The organism is Pseudomonas sp. SLFW (assembly GCF_009905615.1).
In the GTDB taxonomy this organism is placed as follows: domain Bacteria; phylum Pseudomonadota; class Gammaproteobacteria; order Pseudomonadales; family Pseudomonadaceae; genus Aquipseudomonas; species Aquipseudomonas bambusae.
Genome location: NZ_JAAAKW010000020.1, coordinates 1 through 22,828, shown reverse-complemented (window position 1 = coordinate 22,828; position 22,828 = coordinate 1). Strand labels below are relative to the sequence as shown.

The window sequence follows — 22,828 nt, the reverse complement described above, 5'->3', positions numbered from 1 at the left end:
TTCAGCCCCTTGATTTCCCGTGGTTCGGATCGCCGTTTCCGTGGCCGGTGCACGTCCGCCGCGAACACGCGCCGAAGACTCGGGATTCGCTCGCCCTCATTTCAGGTTTTAACCATGAAACGCATTCCACTGCTCGCCGGTTTGATCGGCAGCCTGTCTCCACTCGCCTATGCGCAATCGGCCATTGATCTGGCCCCCGTCACGATCAACGACGACCACCTCACCGACCCCACCGGACTGAACCTCGAACAACAGGCCGCCAGCGCCACCCACCTCGGCTTGAGCCTGCGCGAAACACCCGCCTCCATCGCCGTCGCCAGTCGCTCGGACATCGAACGCCGAGGCGCACAAAACTTTCAGGACGCCGCCAACGCCCTGCCCGGCGTCAACGCCAGCGCGCCGCCCGGCTTCGGGGGGTTCATTTCCTATCGTGGTTTCACCAGCAGCCAGGTGACGCAGATGTTCAACGGCATCAACGTCGCCACCGGCCTGGCGCGCCCGGTCAACAGCTGGATTTACGACCGCGTCGAACTGCTTGGTGGCCCGTCCTCCGTGATGAACGGCGCGGGCTCGGTGGGCGGCTCACTGAACTACGTCACCAAACTGGCCAATCGCGAGGAACAGGCCGCCGAGGGGCGCATCAGCTACGGCAGTTTCGACACCACGCAAACCGCCTTTGGCGTAAACCACGCGCTCAGCGATCCCAGTTCGGACATTCAGCACTACGCCCGTCTGGACGTCAGCCACACCACGAGCAATGGCTACATCGACCGCCAGGAAAACGATGCCTGGAACGTCGCTTTTTCCCTGCTCAGCGACATCACGCCGAACCTGTCCCACACCCTGGCGCTGGAATATCAGGACGAACACGAAGACAGCCCTTACTGGGGCACGCCGGTGCTCAACCCCAAGGCGGGGAAATTGAAGATCGACAAACACGACCGCTTTCGCAACTACAACGTCGACGACGGGCTGTACGAACAGCGCACGAAGTGGATTCGCTCGATCATCGATTACTGCATTGATGACGCCACGTCCTTGCGCAACACCCTCTATCACCTCGACAGCCAGCGCGATTACCGGAATCTGGAGACCTACCAGTACAACGCCGACAACAGCGCGATCAATCGCTCCACGGCGTACCTGGTGCGCCACGAAGGCACGCAAGGCGGCGATCAGTTCGAGCTGCGTCATGAAAGCAGCCTGCTGGGCATGGCCACGACTTGGGCGGGAGGCTTCGAGTACAAGGTCAACAGCACCACCAGCAACCCGTGGAATGTCCCGGCGAACAACACCGTAAATCCGGACGCGTTCGATCCCGGTCACTTTTACGACTTGCCCGGCACGCGACAGGGGTTCGTCAAGGACAAGACCAACGAGGTGACGACCCAAGCAGTCTTCGTGGAGAACCATTTGGCGCTGAATGAACAATGGTCGTTGGTGACCGGCCTGCGCTACGACGACATCAATCTGGACGTGACCAACCATCGCGTGGTGACCGCCAGCAACCCCCGCCACTTGCGACGAGACTGGCAACCGGTGACGGGCCGCGCGGGTCTGACCTGGCAGTTCGTGCCCAGCGCCAACGTCTACGTGCAATACAGCACCGCCGCCGAGCAGCCCGGCGGGACGCAGAATTTCGATGTGTCCACGGGCAAGCAGTGGGAAATCGGCAGCAAATTCGACTACCTGCAAGGCCGGGGTTCGGCCACAGTCGCGGCCTACACGATCGAGCGCAAGGACTTCGCCGTGACCGACCCGCAAGATCCGACCAACACGATTCCCGTGGGCCAGCAGTCGTCGCGAGGCCTTGAACTGGCGAGCGCGCTGCGGATCACGCCGGCTCTACTCCTCGAAGGCAACATTGCCTGGGTCGACGCGCAGTACGACGAGTTCAGCGAAAAGAACGCCGCCGGGGTGGTGGTCTCACGCAAGGGCAACACACCGACCAACGTGCCGGAACGGGTCGGCAATCTGTGGCTGACCTACGACTTCACCCCGCGCTGGCAAGGCGGCGTCGATGCGCGCTACGTGGCGTCGGTGTATGCCGACAATGCCAATACGCAGACGGTGCCGTCCTACACGCTTTATGGCAGCTTTCTGACCTTCAAGGTGGACTCACACACGTCGGTCACCGGACGCGTCCGCAACCTCACCGATGAGGTGTATGCGCGCTTCGCCCATGTGTCACCGGCGTATTACCTGGGAGAACCGCGAACGTTCGAACTGGCGGTGCAGACCCGCTTCTGACGCGAAAACGGTTCAGGGTCAGCGAATCACTCGCTGGCCTTGAACACCAGTTCGCCCTTGCGCCACTTGGCCGCTTTAGCCGTGGCGGCTTTCAAAATCTTGCTCAGGCCCTGTTGGATCTGTTCATGGGCCGCGAACACCATGAACACCGTGTGGGATTCCTTGAACACAATGCCGTGACCTTCGGGCACTTCGACGAAGGCATACTCGCCCAGACCGTAGACGGTCATCTTGATTTCACGAAAACGGAGTTCGAATTTGCCACCCTCACGGCTCGGCAATACGGCAGCACGAAAGTGATCGCCCACCTTGAGCTCCAGACGCGGTTTGTCATCGACGACCAGCGCAGCCTCGGTGTCGATTTCGGACATGTAAATGCCCTCGGGAGACTGCTCGATGACATAAACGAAACGTGCCTGGAACAGCTTCACCAACTTCGCGCGCAAATCGCCAAGCACGAATAACGCATGGGTATCCAGATTACTTACTGCCAATGTACAAACTCCCAACCTGATATGAACTTGCCCGGCAATTGGCCAGGCAAGGGTAACGACAAGGAAAACGATGCGTCCCGGGTGCCGGACGCTGGCACGCGCCAGGATTCTACCGGCTGAGAGTCTATACGGGATATATGCCTTCCGTCCGTAATGTAGCCGTTTTTGTACATGAATGTGCGCGTGCGTCTGTGTCCAATCGCCGAGACATCACGCAGGGCGCGGGCTGAATCGTTCAGGCAGATACGTCGAACTCTTGCTCACCTCCCACACTCACATGCAACACAGGTGACGAACTGATCACGCTCATCACGACCGCAGCCTTCAAGGGAGACATCATGGAACTCACGACACCGACACTGGCGACACTGTTCGAACAATTGGGACTCGATGCCGATGAAGCCAGCATTGACGCTTTTATCAGCCAACACGCCCTGCCGGATGACGTGAAGCTGATCGACGCCGACTTCTGGACCCCGCAACAGGCGCGTTTTTTAAAAGAAGAACTGCGAGTGGATGCCGAGTGGGCGCCCGTCGTGGATGAGTTGAACGAACGGCTGCACCCGAAAAAATGACACTGCCGGACGGTACGAGGCGACCGAATTTAGGCCGCCTTCGCCCCGGCTGGTCGTGTCACAACGGATAACCCCGCTGCGACACATTGAGAAAACGCTGCCGCCCGTCCAGCTCCGGTGCATGCACGAAGAGCGTATCCACCAGCGCGCCTCGTCGACCCAGCGTCCCGTTCCAGTGCGCGGAACAATGGATATAGCGCCGATAGAGCATTTTCATTTCATCCGGGGACAATGCATCGCCCTGTCCCCGCGCATACGCCATCAATTTTTCTGCCACATTCCGTAACTCTGGCGGCAGGCTCAGGTCGGCAGTGTCCGGTATTGGCCGGAACGGCACACCCTCGTCACACGCCAACCCATGCATCACCCGCAGGTACACCCGCGAGAGATGGCCGAACACGCGACGTTGCAGCTTCACGCTGGCCACGACAGTCTTCATTCCATGCCCCCTCTGCCCCATCCGCTCGTGGCATTCGACGCAGATAGAAGAGGTCTCGTCAGTCGGGTCGATCCAGCGCTCGGCGTTCAACTGGTCCATTTCGGCGTGGGTCTGCAGCCACGCCTCGGTGGCATCGAACGGCGTATTGGCGCTGACCAGACTGCGCCGGGGTCTGGTCAGTGAGACCGTTTCCATGCTTTGCGGTTGATAACCGCCGCCGATGTCCGAGTGGCTTCCGGGGAGCATGATCTCCTTCGGCCACCCTGGCATGATGCTGTTCAACGCGAAATTGCGCCGATGCTCATCAGCCGCAACCAGATGCAGCACCTGCTGCGCACAGCCTGGCGGCAGGAACAGATTCACCCGCGCATTGGATGCATCGCGCACGCTGCCCAGATCAGAGAGACCGCCCACCGCCGCCACGGTATCGAACAGCCCTATAATCTTCAGCCGCACACTGCCCGCTGCCCAGGAGAAATCCGAGGACAGCGGCAGCTTGCGGGGATCGAGAACGGGCCCGAGGGCGCCCCGGGACTGCTTGAGCACTTCATTGGCCAGATGACGGGCCGCCGCCGCGCCCCGGCTGAACCCGAAAAGGTCTAACTCCAGGCCCGCGATCACGCAACCGGGGTTATGCAGGTCGAATGTCTTGAGAAAATCGCTGATCTTTTTGACCGCGACCAATGCCTTGGCGACAACGCCCGTGTAACCCCGCCCAAATCCCTGGCCGGACAATCGCGAATCCCTGCCGCCGGAGGTGGTGCCAATACCGCTGATATAAAAAACTTCATAAAGTCTCAACCCGGCCCCGTCATTGGTCGCCTTGGGTTGGTGCCGATATAAGTCAGCCAGCCTCGCAATGTTAGTGAAATCATTGCTGTAACTGCTGGAAGGGTCAGAGTGGCGTCCTCCGCACTCCTTGATGTGCTCACCCTTGTAGATTTCCGCCATGGCCTGACAGTCGGCCCCGATCTGGCTGTTGACGCGGTTGTTGCCCGTCCCGTCAAAGAAAACGCCGATGCGGACGATGACCCCGAGTTTACCCGCCGCGCTGCTCGAACCTGTACCCCAGTGTAGTGCTGTCATGTGTAATTACCTGTGAGGGTTTGTTAAAGTCCGAATAAACTTTTTACATATCCAGACATATAACTCACAGAATGATTGCACCTCCGAAAACGTCAATACAGCAAGTAGTTATTCAGAAACTTCCCACTTAAATATCAGACCAATAAAAAATTGCGTCCCTTATTTCCCACAACGGAAGACGTAATCACTGACAAACAACAAACACACCTAAACATTTAATATCGGCACAAACAATATATAAATATTACTTCTTGGTTTTTCATTTGTGCCAAGGGACATCAGGCCGAGGCATTACCCGGGCCGATGATCGGGAAGCTTACGGTGTCAACCGTGGAGCGCGCCGCTACCGGGTTTATACCCGAGCCGCAACCCGCCCCAATGCCGTCCTTTGACGATGATCGGCACAGAAAGATCGTGCATCAGCTCGCCGGTGTCGCGGGTGTAGGTTTGCAAGAGCATGGGCTGTTGATGGCTGCCGCAGCGAATGCCAGTGCGATCGTCGAATTTACGCTTGGTGCGGTTGTGCACCGTGTCGGCGGCAGGATCGCCGGTGAGGGGTTGGCTGAACGCCAGATTGTGGGTCGGGACGTAACCCTGCTGGGTGCAGGCGATGGCGAACACCAGGCCTTCATGCCGGGTCAGCAACGGCTCCTGGATGGAAGGCAAGACCTGGTCGGTGTAGCGGTCAAACCGGGTCTGGAATTTGGGCGGCGATGTGTTGGCAATGGGCTGGTAATGACGATCAAACAGGTCATCCAGGCTGACACGGTGCTGGTCGATGTCCTGCTCGAAGCGACGGGCAATCTCACTCGCCCCTTCACGAGCGAGGTCGTAGATGCGCTGGTGATAGTCTTCCAGACCCACCTCCGCCAGCCGCTCGCTGATGGTCTCGGCCTGGCCCTCCATCTGCACGGCAGATTTAGCCAATTGACGGGTCTGGTCGTCGCTGATCGCCAGGTCGCTGCGCATTTGTTCAATGGCCACGAACAGGCTGCTCAATTGCCCTTGATTGTTCTCCGCGCCCGAGGCGATCTCGCTGACCTGCCCTTCCACCCCGGCGGCCAACTGCGCAATGCTCGCCAATTGACGGCCCGTGGTTTCCACCTGCCCGACGCCGCTGTCCAGGTCCCCCGCCAACTGGCGAATCTGCTCGACCACTTGCGCGGTGCGCTGCTGGATGTCGGCGACCATCTCCCCGACTTCGCCGGTGGCGGTGGCCGTTCGGCCCGCCAGCCCACGCACCTCGTCGGCCACGACGGCGAAACCGCGCCCGTGCTCACCGGCCCGAGCGGCTTCGATGGCAGCATTGAGCGCCAGCAGATTGGTCTGGCTGGCAATTGACTGAATGACCGACGTCACCCGTTGAATGTCTTCGCTGCGTTGACTCAGGGCTTCGATCAGTTGACGGCTGCTGTCGGCGCGCTCGCTGAGTTGATGCATCAAAGCGATGGAGGCATTAAGTACGATCAGCCCGGCGTCGCTGCTTTGCCGCACTTCACTGGCCGCGCCCAACGCTTGCTGGCTGAGGGACGACGTGGCGCGCTCAGTGGCGATCATCACGTCAGCGCTGCTGACGATCTGCTCGGCGGCATCGACCTGGGATTGCAGCTTGCTTGCCAGTTGCTTGACCGAAAACGCCACCGCCGCCGCTGACAGGGCGTTGTGACTGGTGCTGCGGGACAGGTCGCGGGTCAGGCGCTCCAGGGCATCGTCGGGCTGGCCAGCAGGCTCAACGATTGTTCGGGCAGGGATAAAGCGCGGCAACGAGAGGGTCAGCAAGCCGAGGGGCAGGCACACATAGACTGACAGTTCGCCCCACGCCATGGCAGCAAACAGCAGACATAACGCGAGACTTTGCAGGCAAAGCCCCAGCCAGCGGGGGTTTGCAGCGGGCAATACGCTCGCCGCCGATTGTGCGGGTAACGAACGCGACCCGGTGCCGATGCCATTAGCCGTCATATCCTTGACCCACCCTGCTTATCATTATTTTGAAAGCATTAAACGTCAGATGGCGGCCATGCGCCATGAGTCATTAGTGGTAGTCGGTCGGATTTTTGTCCGCTTCATCCGGGGGCATCAGAATCACAAATCGCAGGCGACAAAAAGCCCGACGGCCTCGCAAGGCAATCGGGCTTTGAACCACAGCGGGCGGATCAGGCCTGGCGCTGGTGGCGGTCGATCTGCTCGTGGCGTTCCTGAGCTTCGATGCAGTATTTGGTGGTCGGGCTGATCAGCAGGCGCTTCAGACCGATAGGCTCACCACTGTCATCGCACCAGCCGAACGTGTCTTCGGCGATACGGGTCAACGCCATTTCCAGCTGTGGAAGCATGCGCTGATCGCGGTCGATCACGTTGACCAGCCAGTGACGCTCTTCTTCGACGGAAGCGGCATCAGCGGGATCAGCCGGGGTGTCCAGGCTTTCGATAGCGATACGGCTCTGCTCGATGCGCTCGTGGATTTCCACTTTCATGGCTTGCAGCAGCTCGATGAAGAATGCGTGTTGCTCCGCGTTCATGTAGTCATCGGCCGGCATCGCCAGCAACTTTTCCTTGGTCATTGATTTCTCTATAAAAAAACGTGCATTAGGGCGAATCAAGGGAGCGCCTTGGCCCGATCGTAAAGGTCGCGAGTCACCAGCGCCGTCGTCTCCAAGCGCACCCGGCACTCAATTTACGAGGGGCGGCAGTCTAAGGCCGGGTTTCGTACTCGGCAACATAATTGAACAAGATTCGCTCAACAACCCCCCAAATCCCCGGTGGCGTTGAGCCAAACCGGTGTTTCAACCTGTGTCTGCCATGACAAGCTCATCGGATTCGGCACCGTTATCGCGAGCAAGCTCACTCCTACAGGCACGCGTAACCCTGTAGGAGTGAGCTTGCTCGCGATGGCGTCCGGCCTGCCAACACCGGCTTTCTGGACGCTGTCTGACAGGCCATCGGCCGTTCGGTTCAAACCGGCAGAAAAACGAAAAGGGCCCCTCTGCGGGCCCTTTTCACGTTCATCAAACGACTGGCATCACGACATCAGCGTTTGAGCTTGCGTTTGTTGCGGTACTGGTCGATGACCACCGCGACGACGATGATCAGGCCTTTGATGATGTCTTGCACATAGGCATCGACGCCGACGAAGGTGAAGCCGCTGGCCATGACGCCCAGGATCAGTGCGCCGATCACAGTACCCGTAATCCGCCCAACGCCCCCGGCCAGGCTGGTGCCGCCGATCACGGCGGCGGCAATCGCGTCCAGCTCATACGACACGCCCATGCCCGCCTGCCCAGTCGCAGCCCGCGCCGACGCGACCACACCTGCCAACCCCGCCAGCAGACCGGCGATGCTGTAGACGATCACCAGGTGACGCTTGACGTTGATCCCGGAGGTGCGCGCCGCCTGCATGTTGCCGCCGATGGCGTAGGTGTATTTGCCGTATTTGGTGTAGCGCAGGGCGATGTGGAAGATCACCGCCACCACCAGAAAGATGATCACGGGCATCGCGCCCTGACCGATGGCGGTGTAGGAATCGTTGAGCATGCTCACAGGCTGGCCGCCGGTGTAGAAACGCGCCAGGCCGCGGGCCGACACCATCATGCCGAGGGTGGCGATGAACGGCGGAATCCCGGTGATGGCGATGATGCTGCCGTTGATCGCCCCGGCCAACAGCCCCACCCCCAATCCCGCGATGACCGGTATCCACACTGGCAGGTCGGTCAGTGAAGGAAATACAGCGCGGGTGTAATCGGAGGATTGCGCGAGACTGGCCGCGATCATCGCCGTCAACGCCAGCACCGAGCCGGACGACAGGTCGATGCCCGTGGTGATGATCACCTGTGTCACGCCAATGGCGATCATTCCGATGATCGACACTTGCAGGATCATCAGCACCAGTCGCTGGGAGTTCATCAGAAAGCTCTGATCCCGCACGACCCAGCCGAAGATTTCGAAGATCAGGCCGATGCCGATCAGCACCAGAAAGATGCTCAGCTCGGTAGGCATCCGGCGTTTGTGCTTGGTCGGCGCCACGGCGGGTTTGTTTTCCAGGATCGCGTTCATCTTCATGTGTGCCTCTTATTCTTGTTACGACCCACGAGGGGCCAGTGACAGGCCTTTAGTGGATCGAATTGCCGGACGCCAGGTGCATGACCCGCTCCTGGGTCGCTTCGGCACGATCCAGCGTGCCCATCATTTCGCCTTCGTGCATGACCATGACCCGATCACTCATGCCCAGCACTTCCGGCAATTCCGAGGAGATCATGATCACCGCCATGCCTTCGCTGGCCAGCAGGGAAATCAGCCGGTAAATCTCGGCCTTGGCGCCGACGTCGATGCCTCGGGTCGGTTCGTCGAGAATCAGCACCCGGGGATTGGTCATCAGCCAGCGCGCAATCAAGGCCTTTTGCTGATTGCCGCCAGACAGCGTGTCGATGCATTGCTCCAGCGACGGCGTCTTCACGCGCAATTTCTTGCACATGTCTTCGCACAGGGCACGCAGCGCTTTCTGGTGCACGAAGCCGTTGCCGACGTAATGCGGTAGCACCGCCATCTCCATGTTTTCCAGCACTGACAGGCACGGAAACAGGCCGCTGAGCTTGCGATCTTCGGTCAACAGCGCGAAGCCTTTCTCGATGGCGAAGTGCGGGTCGGTGACTTTGATCGGCGCGCCGTCCAGCTGAATCTCGCCGCCGGTGCACGGGGTGATGCCAAAGATCGTTTCGGCGACGTTGGTACGCCCCGATCCCATCAAACCGGCGATGCCCAGCACTTCACCGGCGTGCAAATCGAAGGACACATCCTTGAACACCCCCTCCAGCGACAGGTTGCGAACGGAGAGCAGTAGCTTGCCCATCCGCGTGTCACGCTCGGGGAACAGCTGGGTCAGTTCGCGCCCTACCATCATCGAAATCAGGCTGTCGCCGTCCATGCTGTCGGCGCGCTGCAGGCCGATGTAGGCGCCGTCGCGGAACACGGCCACTTCGTCGGCGATGGCGAACACCTCGTTCATTTTGTGGGTGATGTAAATGATGCCCTTACCTTGCGCCCGCAGGTCGGCAATGATCGAAAACAGGTGGGCGACTTCCTTCTCGGTGATGGCAGAAGTCGGTTCGTCCATGATCAGCACGTCTGAGTCGTAGGACACGGCCTTGGCGATCTCGACCATCTGCCGCTCGGCGATGCTCAGATTGCCGACGTGCTCTTCCGGGTCGAGGTCGATGCGCAGGCGGTCCAGCAATTCTTGAGTGCAGCGGTGCATGGCGCGGTGATCGACCATGTGAAAACCGTTGAGCTGCTCGCGGCCGATCCAGATGTTCTCGGCAATGGTCATGTGCGGCATCAGGTTGAGTTCCTGATGGATCATCGCGATGCCCGACTGCAAGGCTGACAGCGGGGTTTCGAACACCACCGGTTTGCCCCGCAGGCGGATTTCGCCGGTGTCCGGCTGGTAGATCCCGGCGATGATTTTCATCAGGGTGGACTTGCCCGCACCGTTCTCGCCCATCAACGCCAGCACGCTGCCTGGGCGGACGCGCAGTTCCACGTCGTCCAGCGCCACCACGCCCGGAAAGCCTTTGCTGATGTGGGTGATTTCCAGCAGGTAGGGATGCTCGGCAGCGGTGGCCGCGCGGTCGGCGGTGGCGCTGGCCGGGGCAGCGGTCGAAGCAGTAGCGGATGCGAACATGGTCACAGGCTCCTCAGGCGACATCGGCGCAGAGGGGGAAGACCCGCCTCTGCGTCCTGTCCGTCGTCGTGGTGTGGACGTTATTTGAACGTGCTGACGTTTTCAGGCGTGATCAGCTTGAACGGGATCACGATGGCCTGTTGCGGCAGCGTTTCCTTCTTCGCCAGTTTCACAGCGGCGTCGATGGAGCCTTCGCCCTGCCCTTTGGCGTCCTGGAACACCGACACGGTCAGGTCGCCCTTCTTGACAGCAGCCAGGCCGTCCGGGGTGCCGTCGACACCGGCCACGAGCACGTCGCCTTGCTTCTTGCCCGCTTGCTTGAGGGCCATGGAGGCGCCGATGGCCATTTCGTCGTTGTTGGAAAGCACGGCACTGAAATCACGGCCTTGGGTCAGCCAGTTGTTGGTGATGTCCATGCCTTTCTGCCGACCCCAGGCGCCTTCCTGTTCTTCGGCAATTTTGATGTCCGGGTATTTTTTCAGGACCTCTTTGACGCCTTCGGTGCGGTCGCGGGTCGAGTTGTTCGACAGCTCGCCCAGCAAAATCACCACGGTGCCTTTGCCGCCCAGTTTGTCGGCGACGTATTGCATCTGCATACGGCCCGCTTCCTTGTCATCAGAGGTCACGGAGGCCACGCCTGCGGGCAGCTTCGGATCATCCGGACGGCGGTTGACGTAGACCAGCGGAATCCCGGCAGCGGTGGCGGCCTTGGTGATGCGCGCGGTGGCGGCGGTGTCCACCGGATTGACGATCAGTGCATCGACTTTTTTGCCGATCAGCTCCTGCACCTGGTCGAGCTGTTTGTTGACGTCGTTGCGGCCATCGACGAACTGCAGGTCGACGCCGCCCATGTCCTTGGCCTTTTTGCCCATGTCTTCGCGCATATAGGTCAGGTAGGTGTCATCGAACTGCGACATGGCCACGCCAATTTTCAGGTCGGCCGCCAGAGTGGCGCCACTGCTGAGCATCAGGGCCAGTGCCAGGGAGGTAAAACGGGCTTTGGTGTTCATGTACGGTCTTTCTCCAAATTCTTGTTGTTGTATGAATTGGCTAACGACTGCGGGTGTTCAGAGGGTGTTTTTTGGGCTGGCAAAATCCGGGCTTGGAAAATGGGCCACCGACGCACTCGCCGAACCACAGACCATCACGCCGCTGCTTTGAACGCAGAGGACGCGGGCGAGGATTTCAAGGGTTTTGTCGAACGTGATAGCGGGGGTCAGGCGGGACAGCGCCCGGGAATGGGCAAGCAGCGAACGTGATGCGGAACGGCAGACCTTGACGGCTGATTTGAGCATGTTCATCGACGGTACCTGTCTTCTTGGCTTTCTTGTTTTTGTTTCGTTCGATCAGACGGTGGAAACGGTCTGAACGTCGAGATTCGGCAACCTGGAAATGACTCTATTGGAAAATAATTTCTACTTCAACAGATTTTAGAATTTATTTCTATTTTCGTTTTCTACGTGCGCGACGGCTCCTCTGGGTGGGCTGGACAAGACCTCTGTGGGAGCGAATTCATTCGCGATAGGCATTTTCAACCGACGCATTTTTGTCGTCTGGAATATTTTTCGCGAATGAATTCGCTCCCACAGTCTTGAACCGAGGTATACCCATTAAAGAGTGATAACTCGCCCTTCCAGCGCGCTGATTCTGGCGGCATCCAGCACCTTGGCCGACGCCACCGCATCCCGCGCATCCACCGGGTTTCGTCCCTGGTTCATCACCGCATCCTGCAATTGTCGGTAGAACTCGGGCCAACTGCCCCGCTCCGACGGCACCCGCTCGCGGTGTTCGCCCTGTTCGAACCAGCCCCATCGACGATGTTCTTCAACGCCCCAGCGTTCGCCCTCGGATTTGGGCGACAACCCGGCCAGCGCCGCCGCTTCCTGGCCGTCGAGGCCTTCAACGGTATAGCAGCCCTGAGAGCCGTTGACCCGAAAGCGTGGGCCTTGAGCGTTTTGCAGGCAGTTGCCCCACAGGTGCGAGGTCACGCCGCTCTCATGAATCAGCGACACGAAAAAGCCGTGATCCACCTTCTGCTCGGGCGTGGCGAATTCCAGTTCGGCGTACACCCGCTTCACCGGGCCGAACAACAGCAGCGCCTGATCGACCAGATGGCTGCCTAAATCGCGCAGAATCCCGCCGCCACTTTCCTTGCCCACTGACGACGGCGAATAACGTTCGACGCGGGATTCGAACCGGGTGATCTCGCCGAGCACGCCCTGATCGATCAATTTGCGCACGGTGAGAAAGTCCGAATCCCAACGACGGTTCTGGTACACGCCCAGCAACACGCCACGGCGCTCGGCGGCGTCCACCAGTTCCTGGGCGTCTTTGGCACTGGGGGCGAAGGGTTTGTCGCTGACCACCGGAATGCCGAGTTCGATGGCTTCCAGAATCAGCGCCCGGCGGGAGGCCAGTGGGGTGGAGATCACCACGGCATCGACACCGGCGGCGACCAGGTCGGCCAGGCTGTCGAAGGCCGGGACCTTGGGGTAATCCTGGGTCAGCTCCTGGCGACGCTCGGGGGAACGCGTCACCACCCCCGCAAAGCTCGCGCCGGGCAGGCTGGCCAGAAGCGGCGCGTGAAAGAAACGCCCGCCTTTGCCGTAGCCGATGAGTCCGATTTTCATACGCAGTCCTCTGTCCGTATACGCTCTACTGTAGGAGTAAGCTTGCTCGCGATGGCCTGAGACCAGCCACCTCAGCGGTGCCTGAAAGAGCGCAATCGCGAGCAAGCTCACTCCTACAGGTCATGCGGCAGCTTCAGTATTTCCGGGCTTTGGCGAGCATCGCTTTCTGCCGTTCATACGCCTCGGCGGTGCCACCTGTGGTCGACACTTCCGCCACGCCCACGCGCCACCACGACAGGTAGCCGTGGATCATGGTTTTCGGCAGGACCTTGATGTCGATCAGCGTCGAAACGGTTTGCTGGCGCGCATCCGCCAGCGCCGCTTCCAGTTCTTCGATCGTCTTCACCTTGTACGTCTTGCAGCCATAGGCCGCCGCGCTCATGGCGAAATCCACCGGGACGAAATCGCCATCCAGCAAGCCGGTTTCAGGATTGCGGTAGCGGAATTCGGTGCCGAAGCTGCCCATGCCGTTGCCCATTTGCAGGTTGTTGATGCAACCAAAGGCCATGTTGTCGAGCAGGACCACGTTGATCTTGCGCCGCTCCTGAATCGAGGTCGCCAGCTCCGAGTGCAGCATCATGTACGAGCCGTCGCCGACCAGCGCATACACCTCACGCTCAGGCGCCGCTAGTTTCGCCCCCAAGGCAGCGTTCACTTCGTAGCCCATGCACGAATAGCCGTATTCCACGTGATAGCTGTCCACGCTGGTGCTGCGCCAGGCCCGCTGCAGATCACCCGGCAGACTGCCCGCTGCCGCGACAATGACCGCGTCTTGCGGCAACTGTTGATTGAGCACGCCGAGCACCCGGCTTTGGGTCAGGCACGAGCCAGTCATTTCGATGAAATCCCGCAGCACTTGCGGGTCCAGATGCCCGGCGACTTCCGGTTCGAAATCCGCGGTCTGGTAGTCGACGGCGTACAGCCGATCCACTTCGGTATCCAGCGCCGCGCGGGCCTGACGCGGTGCGTTGCCCCACTGGGAACGGTAGTCCCCCAACCCTGCGGTCAGTGCCTGCAACGCCAGTTGCGCGTCGGCCAGCACCTGCACGCCGTCGAGCTTCTGCACGTCGAAGGCGCCGACGTTGAGGTTGAGGAACTGCACGTTCGGGTTCTGGAACAGCGATTTGGAGCTGGTGGTGAAGTCGCTGTAGCGGGTGCCGACGCCGATGATCAGGTCTGCTTCGTTGGCCAGGGTGTTGGCCGCCAGCGAACCGGTCTCGCCGATGCCGCCCATGTTCAGCGGGTGTGCCGAGACGATGGCGCTTTTGCCCGCCTGGGTTTCGCTGAAGGGGATGTCGAAACGTTCGGCGAAGGCCTGCAATTCTGCCGCCGCGCCGGAATAACGCACGCCGCCGCCACAGATCAGCAGCGGTTTGCGTTTGCCCTTGAGCAGCGTCACCGCGTCGTTGAGCATGGCCTGAGTCGGCGGGCGACGGTCGATGCGGTGCACGCGTTTTTGCAGGAAGGAATCGGGATAATCGTAGGCCTCGCCTTGCACGTCTTGCGGCAAGGCCAGGGTGACCGCGCCGGTTTCTGCGGGATCAGTGAGCACGCGCATGGCGTTGAGCGCGGCACTCATCAGCTGTTCGGGGCGGTTGATGCGGTCCCAGTATTTGCTCACGGCCTTGAAGGCGTCGTTGGTGCTGATGCTGAGGTCGTGGAATTGCTCGATCTGTTGCAGCACCGGGTCGGGTTGGCGGCTGGCGTACACGTCGCCCGGCAGCAGCAACAATGGGATGCGGTTGGCCGACGCGGTGGCGGCGGCGGTGATCATGTTCGCGGCGCCCGGACCGACCGATGAGGTGCAGGCGTAGACCTTGCGGCGAAGGTGTTGTTTGGCGAAGCCCATGGCGGCGTGGCACATGCCCTGTTCGTTGCGGCCCTGGTGCACGATCAAATCGCCGCTGTCCTGTTCCAGCGCCTGGCCCAGGCCCAGGACGTTGCCGTGGCCGAAAATGGTGAACACCCCGGCGACGAATTTGCTCTGCACGCCGTCGACTTCGACGTACTGGTTATCGAGAAACTTCACCAGGGCCTGGGCCATGGTCAAACGTGTCGTGGTCATGCTTGCACCTTGTTTTTATTGGAGGTGATGGCTCGGTTCACGCGACCCTCTGTAGGAGCGCGGCTTGTCCCGCGAGCGGCTGCGCAGCAGTCGTAGATTCGGAGAACACGGTGTATCAGAAAGACCGTATTCGCTAATTTTACTGCCGCTTCGCGCCAGTTCGCGGGACAAGCCACGCTCCTACAGGTGAGATCGCAGCGGTCCCTACTTCGCCGTCGGCATGCTGAATTCCGCCCCTTTGGCGATGCTGTCCGGCCAGCGTTGCATCACGCTTTTGTAGCGGCTGTAGAACCGCAGCCCTTCTTCGCCGTACGCGTGGTGGTCGCCGAACAGTGAGCGCTTCCAGCCACCGAACGAATGCCAGGCCATCGGCACCGGAATCGGCACGTTGATGCCGACCATGCCGACCTTGATGTTGCGCGCAAACGCACGGGCGATGCCGCCGTCGCTGGTGAAGCACGACACGCCGTTGCCGAATTCGTGGGCGTTGATCAGCTCGACCGCCGACGCGAAATCCGGCACGTGCACGATGCCCAGCACCGGGCCGAAAATCTCTTCCTTATAGATAGTCATCTCGGGGGTGACGTGGTCGAACAGCGTGGCGCCGACAAAGAAGCCGTTCTCGGCCCCCGGTACTTTGAAGCCGCGACCATCGACGATCAGTTTCGCGCCCTCTTTCACGCCCTGATCGATGAAGCCTTCGACCTTGGCCTTGTGCACTGCCGTCACCAGCGGACCCATGTCGGAATCGCCGTTGATGCCGTTGCCGACTTTCAGCGAATCGATGCGCGGCAACAGTTTGTCGATGAGTTTCTGGCCCACGTCGCCCACCACCACGGCCACGGAAATCGCCATGCAGCGCTCGCCGGCCGAGCCGTACGCGGCGCCGATCAAAGCGTCCGCGGCCTGGTCCAGATCGGCATCAGGCATGACGATCATGTGGTTCTTCGCCCCGCCCAGTGCCTGAACGCGCTTGCCATGGGCAGTGCCTTGCTGATGGATGTATTCGGCAATGGGGGTCGAGCCAACGAAGGAAATCGCTTCGATGCCCTTGTGTTGCAGCAGCGCGTCGACCGCCACCTTGTCGCCCTGCACGACGTTGAACACGCCATCCGGCAGGCCGGCTTCTTTCAGCAGCCGGGCCATCAACAGCGAGGCAGACGGGTCGCGCTCGGACGGTTTGAGGATGAAGCAATTGCCGGTAACCAGCGCCATGGGAATCATCCACAGCGGCACCATGACCGGAAAGTTGAACGGCGTGACGCCTGCGCACACGCCCAGCGGCTGGCGCAGGTTCCAGTTGTCGATGCCGCCGCCGATGTTGTCGCTGTAATCGCTTTTCAGCAGGGTCGGCGCGCCACAGGCGAATTCAACGATCTCGATGCCGCGCACGACCTCACCCTTGGCGTCGGAAAACACTTTGCCGTGTTCGCGGGTGATGATTGCCGCCAGCTCGTCGTGGTGCTGATCGAGTAATTCCTTGAACTTGAACATCACCCGCGCGCGGCGTAGCGACGACTGATCGGCCCATGCCGGGAAAGCGGCCTGAGCGGCAGCCACGGCCTGGTCGACGGTTTTCAGTTCCGCCAGCGCAACGCGCGCCTGCACGTCGCCGGTGGCCGGGTTGAACACGTCGCTGAAACGCTCACTGGCGTCCTGCACCTGGCCATTGATGTAGTGGCCGATAATCGGGGCGTTGCTCATTGCCTGTTCCTCAAAAAATGGGGTGACTTACAAATCGATCAGCCACTGATGCTGCGGATCGTTGTGGAATTGCCAGGCGCGTTTCGGCCCGGCCATCACGTTCAAATAATAAGACTCATAACCATACGGCACGCTCACCGGGTGGTAACCCTTGGGCACGGTCACCAGGTCGTTGTTCTCCACCGCCATGGCCTGATCGATGCTGCGGTCGTCGGTGTAGACGCGCTGAAACACAAATCCCTGGGGCGGGTTGATCTGGTGGTAATAGGTTTCTTCGAGGAAGCTCTCGTGAGGCAGATCATCCTTGTCGTGCTTGTGCGGCGGGTAGCTGGACGAGTGACCGGACGGCGTGCGCACTTCTACCACCAGCAGCGAATGAGCCAATTCGGTATCCGGGAGGATGTCGCAGATGTACCGCGTGTTGGCTGCCTTGCCGCGCACGCTGCGTTTCATGCTGTCGGGTTTGATCAGCCGCGCTGGCAGGCCTTTCGACGCGTCGCCGGGCGCCGCACAGACCGCAATTTGCACCGCGCTCAGGGCGGTGACCTGCGCCTGACTGTAGGGCGGCAGATAGACGGCGAACGGCGATTTGTCTTCGAAGACCGACTGCCGGTCGCCCAGGTTTTCCCAGTGAAAGGCCCCCTGCGCTGGCGCTTCGCCGCAGACACTGACCCGACCACTGAGCAGCACCAGGCACAGCTCCTTGTCGCTGGAGATGACCGGCAGGCGTTCGCCGACCGTCAGCCGATAGGCCGCGAAACCGACGTATTCGAGTACGCCCTCGCCCAACGCCACGACGTCGCGGCCTTCGGCTTTGCTTTTGACCAGAAGATTCATGTTCACAGGCTCCTGTGTGAAGGCTGATGTAAACCGACGTGGCGTTCTTGAGCGGCGGCCAGCAGATTGCGCAGCGTGTCATAGCCTTTCTTCGCGTACACATAACTCGGCGCCACGGCCGGGTCCTGCTCGGCTTCGACTACCAGCCAGCCTTCGTAGTGGGCGTCGATCAGTACGTCGAGCAGTGCGGCAAAATCGATGTCGCCATCCCCGGGCACGGTGAAGGTGCCATTGACGATGCAATCCGGGAAGCTCCACAGGTTGTTGCGCGCCAGTTGCACCACCGGTTTGCGCACGTCCTTGAAGTGCACATGACAGACCCGGTCGATGTGCTTGCGCAGCACCTGCAACGGCTCGCCCCCGCCCATGTAGCAATGCCCCGAATCGAACAGCAGGCCGACTTCGCTGCCGGTCAACGCCATCAACTTATCGATGTCGTCGGGGGATTCGACGTACGCGCCCATGTGGTGGTGATAGGCCAGACGCACACCCTGAGACAGGGTAAAACGCGCCAGCTCGGTGAGTTTGTCAGCGTATTCCTGCCAGGCGCTGTCGCTGTGAAAACGCGGACGTTCCACCAGACGAATGCGCGAACCCTGAATCGAGTCGGCGACTTCGCCGTACACCAGCACCTTGGCGCCGTTGTGTTTCAGCAGCTCGACGTGATCGGCAATGGCTTCGATCTCTTCGGCCACCGAACGGTTGGCCAGACGGCTGGAATACCAGCCCGAAACCAGCGCCAAGTCATAGGGTTTGAGCACGTCGGCGACGCCTTTGACATCCTTGGGAAATTTGCCGTTGAGTTCGAAGCCTTCGTAGCCGATCTCCTTGCCTTCGCTGAGGGCCGTGGTCAGCGGGGTTTCGCCGCCCAGCGCGGGCAGGTCATCGTTGCTCCAGGAAATCGGGTTGATGCCAATTCGGATTGCGGAAGCGGGCATGGCTGCACCTTTATTGTTTTTGTCGCCTTGAAAATTGTTCACAGCGTTGATCGACTCAGGCTCGCGCTTCGCGCCAGGATTCGATCAGGAAGCCGAAGGTGCTCTGCACGCGGCTGATCAGCCCGGCGTCGTCGATCTCCCCTTCCAGCCACGCGCGGCTCGGTTCGTGGAAAATCGTCCGGCCCACGGCAAAGCCCCGGCACGTTGTGCTTCGGCTGGCTTCGCGAAAGCCTGCCGCCAGGGTTTCTGCCGGGGCATTCAGGCCCAGCAGCACCACGCCACGGCAGTACGGGTCGCGCTCCTGAATCAGCGCATCGAGTTTTTCCCACGTCTCGGCGGACTGGGTTTCGATCTTCCACCACGCCGGGTAGATGCCGAGGTTGTACAGGCGCTTCAGCGAACGGTAGATCACCTCCGGGTGCGCGCCGGGCAAATCCTTCGGCGGGATGATTTCCAGCAATAGCTCGTGACCGCTGGCCTGGGACGCCTGATACAGCCCCATCAACTGCGCTTCCTGCTCCAGACGCAGCATCGGCTCGTCGTCGGGGTGGTACTGCACCAGGCACTTGATGATCTGCTCTTTCGGCCACGCCACCAGGTTGCTCCCCACTGAACGGCCATGCTCGAAGGCCAGCGGGCGCGAGCCTTGAACCTCGACGGGACGGGCGATCCACCAGTCGCGACCGCTGGCCGCGTTCAACGAATCCTGGCCGAAACGTTGGTCCGCCAGCAGACCGACGTCCGCCTCGATGCCGCGTTTCTTCAAGTCGGCTTCGACCCGCTCCACTGCCTGAATAAAGAGCTGTTTGAGCTGGCCGATGCAGGCCAGATCGCGCCCTGCCTTCTGCGCGAGCTCCACCAACTGGCCTCGATGATCGAAAGCGAAGATGAACAGCTGCTTCCATTCCTTGCGCGGCACGCTGACCTGATGCAGGCGTTGCAGCACTTGATCCTGATCGGGCCGGGTGATCGGCACCGGGCTGTTGAACAGGTATTCCAGCTCCACCAGCGTCGGCATCGCCGGGGCGCAGGCGTGACGGGAAACGACCAACCCACCGCAGGCATTGGCCAACTGGCAGCAACGTTCGTCGCTCTCGTCATTGAGCCAACCCTTGAGGAAGCCCGACATGAACGCATCGCCCGCGCCCAGCACGTTCAGCACCTCGACGCGCACGCCGGGGTAGATCGCGCCGTCTTCGAGGCGGGAAGGAATGGCGCCGTGAATCACCGTGCAGCCTTGCGGGCCGAGCTTGACCACCAACGTGGCGGCGGTCAGCTCGCGGACGTTGCGCAAGGCGGCAAGCAGGTCGGTCGAGCCGCCCGCGATGAGGAATTCTTCTTCAGTGCCGACGATCAGGTCGAAGCGCGGCAGGATGCGTTGCACGTGCTGGCTGACGCTTTGGTTAGCCACAAAACGGGTCTCGCCATCAGCCTTGCCAGTCAGGCCCCAAAGGACCGGGCGGTAGTCGATGTCGAGGACGCGCTTGACGTTGTGCTTCTCGGCGTAATCAAGCGCCTGGCTGCTGGCCTTGTAAACCTGATCAGTGGAGAAATGCGTGCCGGTGATCAGCAGCGCCTTGCTGGAGGCAATCTGCGCTTCGTCGATGTCTTCGGCATTCAGCGCCATGTCGGCGCAGTTCTCGCGGTAGAACACCAGCGGGAAGGTTTCGCGGTCCTTGATGCCCAGAAGCACCATAGCGGTCAGGCGTTCGGCATCGACCTTGATGCCGCTAACGTCGCAGCCTTCGCGGGCCAAAGATTCGGTGAGAAAACGGCCCATGTGGTCGTTGCCGACGCGGGTCACCATGGCCGACTTCACGCCCAGTCGCGCCGTGCCAAAGGCGATGTTGGCGGACGAACCACCGAGGTATTTGGCGAAACTGCTGACGTCTTCGAGACGCGCACCAATCTGCTGCGCGTAAAGGTCGACCCCCAGACGTCCAAGGCATACCACGTCCAACGAACGTCCACTGGCAAAACGAGTCTGGCCCATGCTGGCTCCTTTTATTTTTATAAGCCCGGCTTCAACGAAGCGCTGTATGTGGAATGCAGACTAGAACGCTCTCCCGTCAGGATCAATGATTTTTTCTAAATTATTTTCATGTGGAATATTTTTTCCAATTTACGCAAAGGGTGGCAGATCGTGCTAAACAGGAGCGACCGGAACATGAGCCACGGTAAACTCCGCCGTCGGTGTGCCATGCACCCACACGGTGGGAGCGAATTTATTCGCGATGCGATTTTCCGGCCGACACATAATTAGCGCCTGAGCAGGCCCTTCGCGAATGAATTCGCTCCCACAGAAAACCTGCTAAACCGGCCATTCGCGTTTCACATGAACGAGTCAGAGGATTCATCCGTATGCCCAGTCCCGACCAGCCGACCTTGCCCGAGACCGACGACGCCACGACGTCGCAGATCAGCGCACCGGAGACCGCCGACGCCCTGCTCAAGCTGATCACTGCGGAATACGAAAGCCTGCCCCGCCAGCTCAAGCGCATCGCCAGTTACATGAGCCAGCAGAGCGACCGGATCATGGTTGATCGCATCAGCGACATCGCGCGGGAATGCGAAGTGCATCCGTCGGCCATCGTTCGTTTCTCCCAGCGTTTCGGCTTCAGCGGCTTCAGCGAGATGCAGGCGCTGTTCCGCGAGGCGTACACCCACAAAGCCACGCCGGTGCAGAATTACCAGCAACGCATTCGCAGCATGATCGCCAACAAATCTCAGAAAGCCAGCGGCGGCGACCTGGCGCGAGAATGCGTAAACGCGACGCTTTCGGGGCTGGAACGGCTGGCGCTGGAACTGGACGACGAAGCCTTCGAAAAGGCGGTGGACCTGGTGGTCAACGCCGACAACATCTACGTGGTCGGCGTACGACGGTCCTTCGCGGTGGCGGATTATCTGGTCTACAATCTGCAACACACCAACAAGCGCATTCACCTGATCTCGGGCCTTGGCGGCAGCTATCGCGAGCAGATGCGCAGCGTGCGGGCAAACGATCTGGTGATCGCGATCAGTTTCACGCCTTATGGCAAGGAGACGCAGCATTGCCTGCGGATTGCGCAGCATCATCAGGCCAAGACGTTGATCATTACCGACAGCAACCTGTCGCCGCTGGCCAAGCGAGCGAATTCGGTGTTGTTGGTGAATGAGGGGAGTTCGTTTGCGTTCCGGTCGTTGAGTGCGACGTTGTGTTTGTGTCAGGCGCTTTTTATCGCGGTGGCGTACCGGTTGGAGTTGAAGGTGGATGAGATGTCGGAGCAGGTGGGGTTTGAGGATTAGCAATCCTGCTTGACGCGTTATCGACTTGGGTTTTCGGTGTATATCCAATGCTACGGTAACGGCTGATTACGGTTCCGCCCTTACGGCGGGTTCTGCCTAAGGGCAGAAGATTTCGCCTTCGGCGAGTTACTTGGAAAAGTCGGATTGCCGCACCACCCCCAAGTAACCAAGGGTGCCTGCTCCTGGTTTGGCCCTGACTTCGTCAGGGTTCCCTCACTCCGGCGACGCTCCGTGGGCTCGCGCCGAACGGACATCCATGTCCTAGCGGCGCTCTCGCGGCATCCATGCCGCTCGACCCACTCCGCGTCGCCTGCGTTCGGCCTGCACCCAAGTCGCGTTCTGCGGTGTCTGAACTATTGCGTATGAAGATCAAGATCAAGATCAAGAGCGAGGGTAATGTCGAGGGCAAGGGCAAGGGCGAACTTCGCCCTTGAATCTGGACGCTGTCCCTGTGGGAGACGCCGGAGGTTACGACGGCAGCGAACGCGGTGTGCCTGTATTCATGAGGATTCAGGAGCGCCGCAGAGCCCCTGTGGGAGCGAATTTATTCGCGAAGGTGGTACATCCGACGCAGCTCTGTCGTCTGCCAGAACCCTTCGCGAATGAATTCGCTCCCACAGGGGGATGGCGGAGCTGCACGGGTTTGCGCTCAACCTAAAAAACTCAGACGCGTCGCTTGGCTTTGGCTTTGGCTTTGGCTTTGGCTGTAGCTGTGGCTTTTGATCTTCCTACGCAATGGCTCAATCACCGCAGAACGCGACTTGGGTGCAGGCCGAGCGCAGGCGGCGCGGAGTGGGTCGAGCGGCATGGATGCCGCGAGAGCCGCGCTGGGCCATGGATGGCCCTTCGCGGCG

At 60.5% G+C, this 22,828-nt stretch carries 17 protein-coding genes; 3 read left to right on the top strand and 14 right to left on the bottom strand.

The annotated features are described in order from the left end of the window. Positions 1-114: 114 nt before the first annotated feature. Positions 115-2,250 carry a TonB-dependent siderophore receptor gene (locus GVN17_RS24875; RefSeq protein ID WP_166597934.1) on the top strand — a complete coding sequence of 712 codons (2,136 nt, stop codon included), beginning with the start codon at positions 115-117 and terminating at the stop codon, positions 2,248-2,250. Between the two features lie 26 nt (positions 2,251-2,276). On the opposite strand, the gene GVN17_RS24870 is transcribed toward GVN17_RS24875, so the two are convergent. Beyond that, positions 2,277-2,744 carry a hypothetical protein gene (locus GVN17_RS24870; protein WP_166597933.1) on the bottom strand — a complete coding sequence of 156 codons (468 nt, stop codon included), beginning with the start codon at positions 2,742-2,744 and terminating at the stop codon, positions 2,277-2,279. A 338-nt stretch (positions 2,745-3,082) separates the two neighbouring features. Here GVN17_RS24870 and GVN17_RS24865 point away from each other — a divergent pair, with 338 nt between their 5' ends. Beyond that, positions 3,083-3,319 carry a DUF2789 domain-containing protein gene (locus tag GVN17_RS24865; protein ID WP_166597932.1) on the top strand — a complete coding sequence of 79 codons (237 nt, stop codon included), beginning with the start codon at positions 3,083-3,085 and terminating at the stop codon, positions 3,317-3,319. A 58-nt stretch (positions 3,320-3,377) separates the two neighbouring features. Here the strand turns inward: GVN17_RS24865 and GVN17_RS24860 are convergent, their stop codons facing one another. From GVN17_RS24860 to iolC, 13 genes are all read right to left on the bottom strand, one after another. Beyond that, the gene (locus GVN17_RS24860) at positions 3,378-4,844 is read right to left on the bottom strand and encodes a DUF2235 domain-containing protein (protein ID WP_166597931.1); all 1,467 of its coding nucleotides are present in this window, start codon (positions 4,842-4,844) and stop codon (positions 3,378-3,380) included. A 324-nt stretch (positions 4,845-5,168) separates the two neighbouring features. Further along, positions 5,169-6,803 carry a methyl-accepting chemotaxis protein gene (locus tag GVN17_RS24855; protein ID WP_166597930.1) on the bottom strand — a complete coding sequence of 545 codons (1,635 nt, stop codon included), beginning with the start codon at positions 6,801-6,803 and terminating at the stop codon, positions 5,169-5,171. 194 nt (positions 6,804-6,997) lie between these two features. Further along, positions 6,998-7,402 carry a TraR/DksA C4-type zinc finger protein gene (locus GVN17_RS24850; protein WP_166597929.1) on the bottom strand — a complete coding sequence of 135 codons (405 nt, stop codon included), beginning with the start codon at positions 7,400-7,402 and terminating at the stop codon, positions 6,998-7,000. Positions 7,403-7,868: 466 nt separating this feature from the next. Further along, on the bottom strand, positions 7,869-8,891 hold the full coding sequence (locus GVN17_RS24845) for an ABC transporter permease (protein ID WP_166597989.1): 1,023 nt from the start codon (positions 8,889-8,891) through the stop codon (positions 7,869-7,871). A 55-nt stretch (positions 8,892-8,946) separates the two neighbouring features. After that, positions 8,947-10,515, bottom strand: coding sequence for a sugar ABC transporter ATP-binding protein (locus tag GVN17_RS24840; RefSeq protein ID WP_166597928.1), 1,569 nt, complete (start codon positions 10,513-10,515; stop codon positions 8,947-8,949). An 80-nt stretch (positions 10,516-10,595) separates the two neighbouring features. Then, on the bottom strand, positions 10,596-11,525 hold the full coding sequence (locus tag GVN17_RS24835) for a sugar ABC transporter substrate-binding protein (RefSeq protein ID WP_166597927.1): 930 nt from the start codon (positions 11,523-11,525) through the stop codon (positions 10,596-10,598). 57 nt (positions 11,526-11,582) lie between these two features. Next, positions 11,583-11,816: a hypothetical protein gene (locus GVN17_RS24830; protein ID WP_166597926.1), complete on the bottom strand. Its 234-nt coding sequence runs from the start codon at positions 11,814-11,816 to the stop codon at positions 11,583-11,585. Between the two features lie 309 nt (positions 11,817-12,125). Further along, positions 12,126-13,145 carry a Gfo/Idh/MocA family protein gene (locus GVN17_RS24825; protein ID WP_166597925.1) on the bottom strand — a complete coding sequence of 340 codons (1,020 nt, stop codon included), beginning with the start codon at positions 13,143-13,145 and terminating at the stop codon, positions 12,126-12,128. 133 nt (positions 13,146-13,278) lie between these two features. Beyond that, positions 13,279-15,210 (bottom strand): 3D-(3,5/4)-trihydroxycyclohexane-1,2-dione acylhydrolase (decyclizing), encoded by a 1,932-nt coding sequence (gene iolD / locus GVN17_RS24820; RefSeq protein ID WP_166597924.1) that lies wholly within the window; start codon positions 15,208-15,210, stop codon positions 13,279-13,281. 204 nt (positions 15,211-15,414) lie between these two features. Then, positions 15,415-16,914 carry a CoA-acylating methylmalonate-semialdehyde dehydrogenase gene (locus GVN17_RS24815; protein WP_166597923.1) on the bottom strand — a complete coding sequence of 500 codons (1,500 nt, stop codon included), beginning with the start codon at positions 16,912-16,914 and terminating at the stop codon, positions 15,415-15,417. A 27-nt stretch (positions 16,915-16,941) separates the two neighbouring features. Next, positions 16,942-17,751, bottom strand: a complete 810-nt coding sequence (gene iolB, locus GVN17_RS24810) for a 5-deoxy-glucuronate isomerase (protein WP_166597922.1) — start codon at positions 17,749-17,751, stop codon at positions 16,942-16,944. 2 nt (positions 17,752-17,753) lie between these two features. After that, positions 17,754-18,689, bottom strand: a complete 936-nt coding sequence (iolE, locus tag GVN17_RS24805; RefSeq protein WP_166597921.1) for a myo-inosose-2 dehydratase — start codon at positions 18,687-18,689, stop codon at positions 17,754-17,756. A gap of 55 nt (positions 18,690-18,744) precedes the next feature. Then, a complete protein-coding gene (gene iolC, locus GVN17_RS24800; RefSeq protein WP_166597920.1) occupies positions 18,745-20,682 on the bottom strand; it encodes a 5-dehydro-2-deoxygluconokinase in 1,938 nt (645 codons plus the stop codon). A 368-nt stretch (positions 20,683-21,050) separates the two neighbouring features. On the opposite strand from iolC, the gene GVN17_RS24795 reads away from it, so the two are divergent. Then, a complete protein-coding gene (locus GVN17_RS24795; protein WP_166597919.1) occupies positions 21,051-21,974 on the top strand; it encodes a MurR/RpiR family transcriptional regulator in 924 nt (307 codons plus the stop codon). Positions 21,975-22,828 lie beyond the last annotated feature (854 nt).

Bases quoted from the DNA above. Each gene is read 5' to 3' on its own strand.
- GVN17_RS24850 (WP_166597929.1), bottom strand. From the start codon at position 7,402: ATGACCAAGGAAAAGTTGCTGGCGATGCCGGCCGATGACTACATGAAC.
- iolD (WP_166597924.1), bottom strand. From the start codon at position 15,210: ATGACCACGACACGTTTGACCATGGCCCAGGCCCTGGTGAAGTTTCTC.
- iolE (WP_166597921.1), bottom strand. From the start codon at position 18,689: ATGCCCGCTTCCGCAATCCGAATTGGCATCAACCCGATTTCCTGGAGC.
- GVN17_RS24875 (WP_166597934.1), top strand. From the start codon at position 115: ATGAAACGCATTCCACTGCTCGCCGGTTTGATCGGCAGCCTGTCTCCA.
- GVN17_RS24830 (WP_166597926.1), bottom strand. From the start codon at position 11,816: ATGAACATGCTCAAATCAGCCGTCAAGGTCTGCCGTTCCGCATCACGT.
- iolB (WP_166597922.1), bottom strand. From the start codon at position 17,751: ATGAATCTTCTGGTCAAAAGCAAAGCCGAAGGCCGCGACGTCGTGGCG.
- GVN17_RS24815 (WP_166597923.1), bottom strand. From the start codon at position 16,914: ATGAGCAACGCCCCGATTATCGGCCACTACATCAATGGCCAGGTGCAG.
- GVN17_RS24845 (WP_166597989.1), bottom strand. From the start codon at position 8,891: ATGAACGCGATCCTGGAAAACAAACCCGCCGTGGCGCCGACCAAGCAC.
- GVN17_RS24795 (WP_166597919.1), top strand. From the start codon at position 21,051: ATGCCCAGTCCCGACCAGCCGACCTTGCCCGAGACCGACGACGCCACG.
- GVN17_RS24855 (WP_166597930.1), bottom strand. From the start codon at position 6,803: ATGACGGCTAATGGCATCGGCACCGGGTCGCGTTCGTTACCCGCACAA.
- GVN17_RS24860 (WP_166597931.1), bottom strand. From the start codon at position 4,844: ATGACAGCACTACACTGGGGTACAGGTTCGAGCAGCGCGGCGGGTAAA.
- GVN17_RS24840 (WP_166597928.1), bottom strand. From the start codon at position 10,515: ATGTTCGCATCCGCTACTGCTTCGACCGCTGCCCCGGCCAGCGCCACC.
- GVN17_RS24825 (WP_166597925.1), bottom strand. From the start codon at position 13,145: ATGAAAATCGGACTCATCGGCTACGGCAAAGGCGGGCGTTTCTTTCAC.
- iolC (WP_166597920.1), bottom strand. From the start codon at position 20,682: ATGGGCCAGACTCGTTTTGCCAGTGGACGTTCGTTGGACGTGGTATGC.
- GVN17_RS24835 (WP_166597927.1), bottom strand. From the start codon at position 11,525: ATGAACACCAAAGCCCGTTTTACCTCCCTGGCACTGGCCCTGATGCTC.
- GVN17_RS24865 (WP_166597932.1), top strand. From the start codon at position 3,083: ATGGAACTCACGACACCGACACTGGCGACACTGTTCGAACAATTGGGA.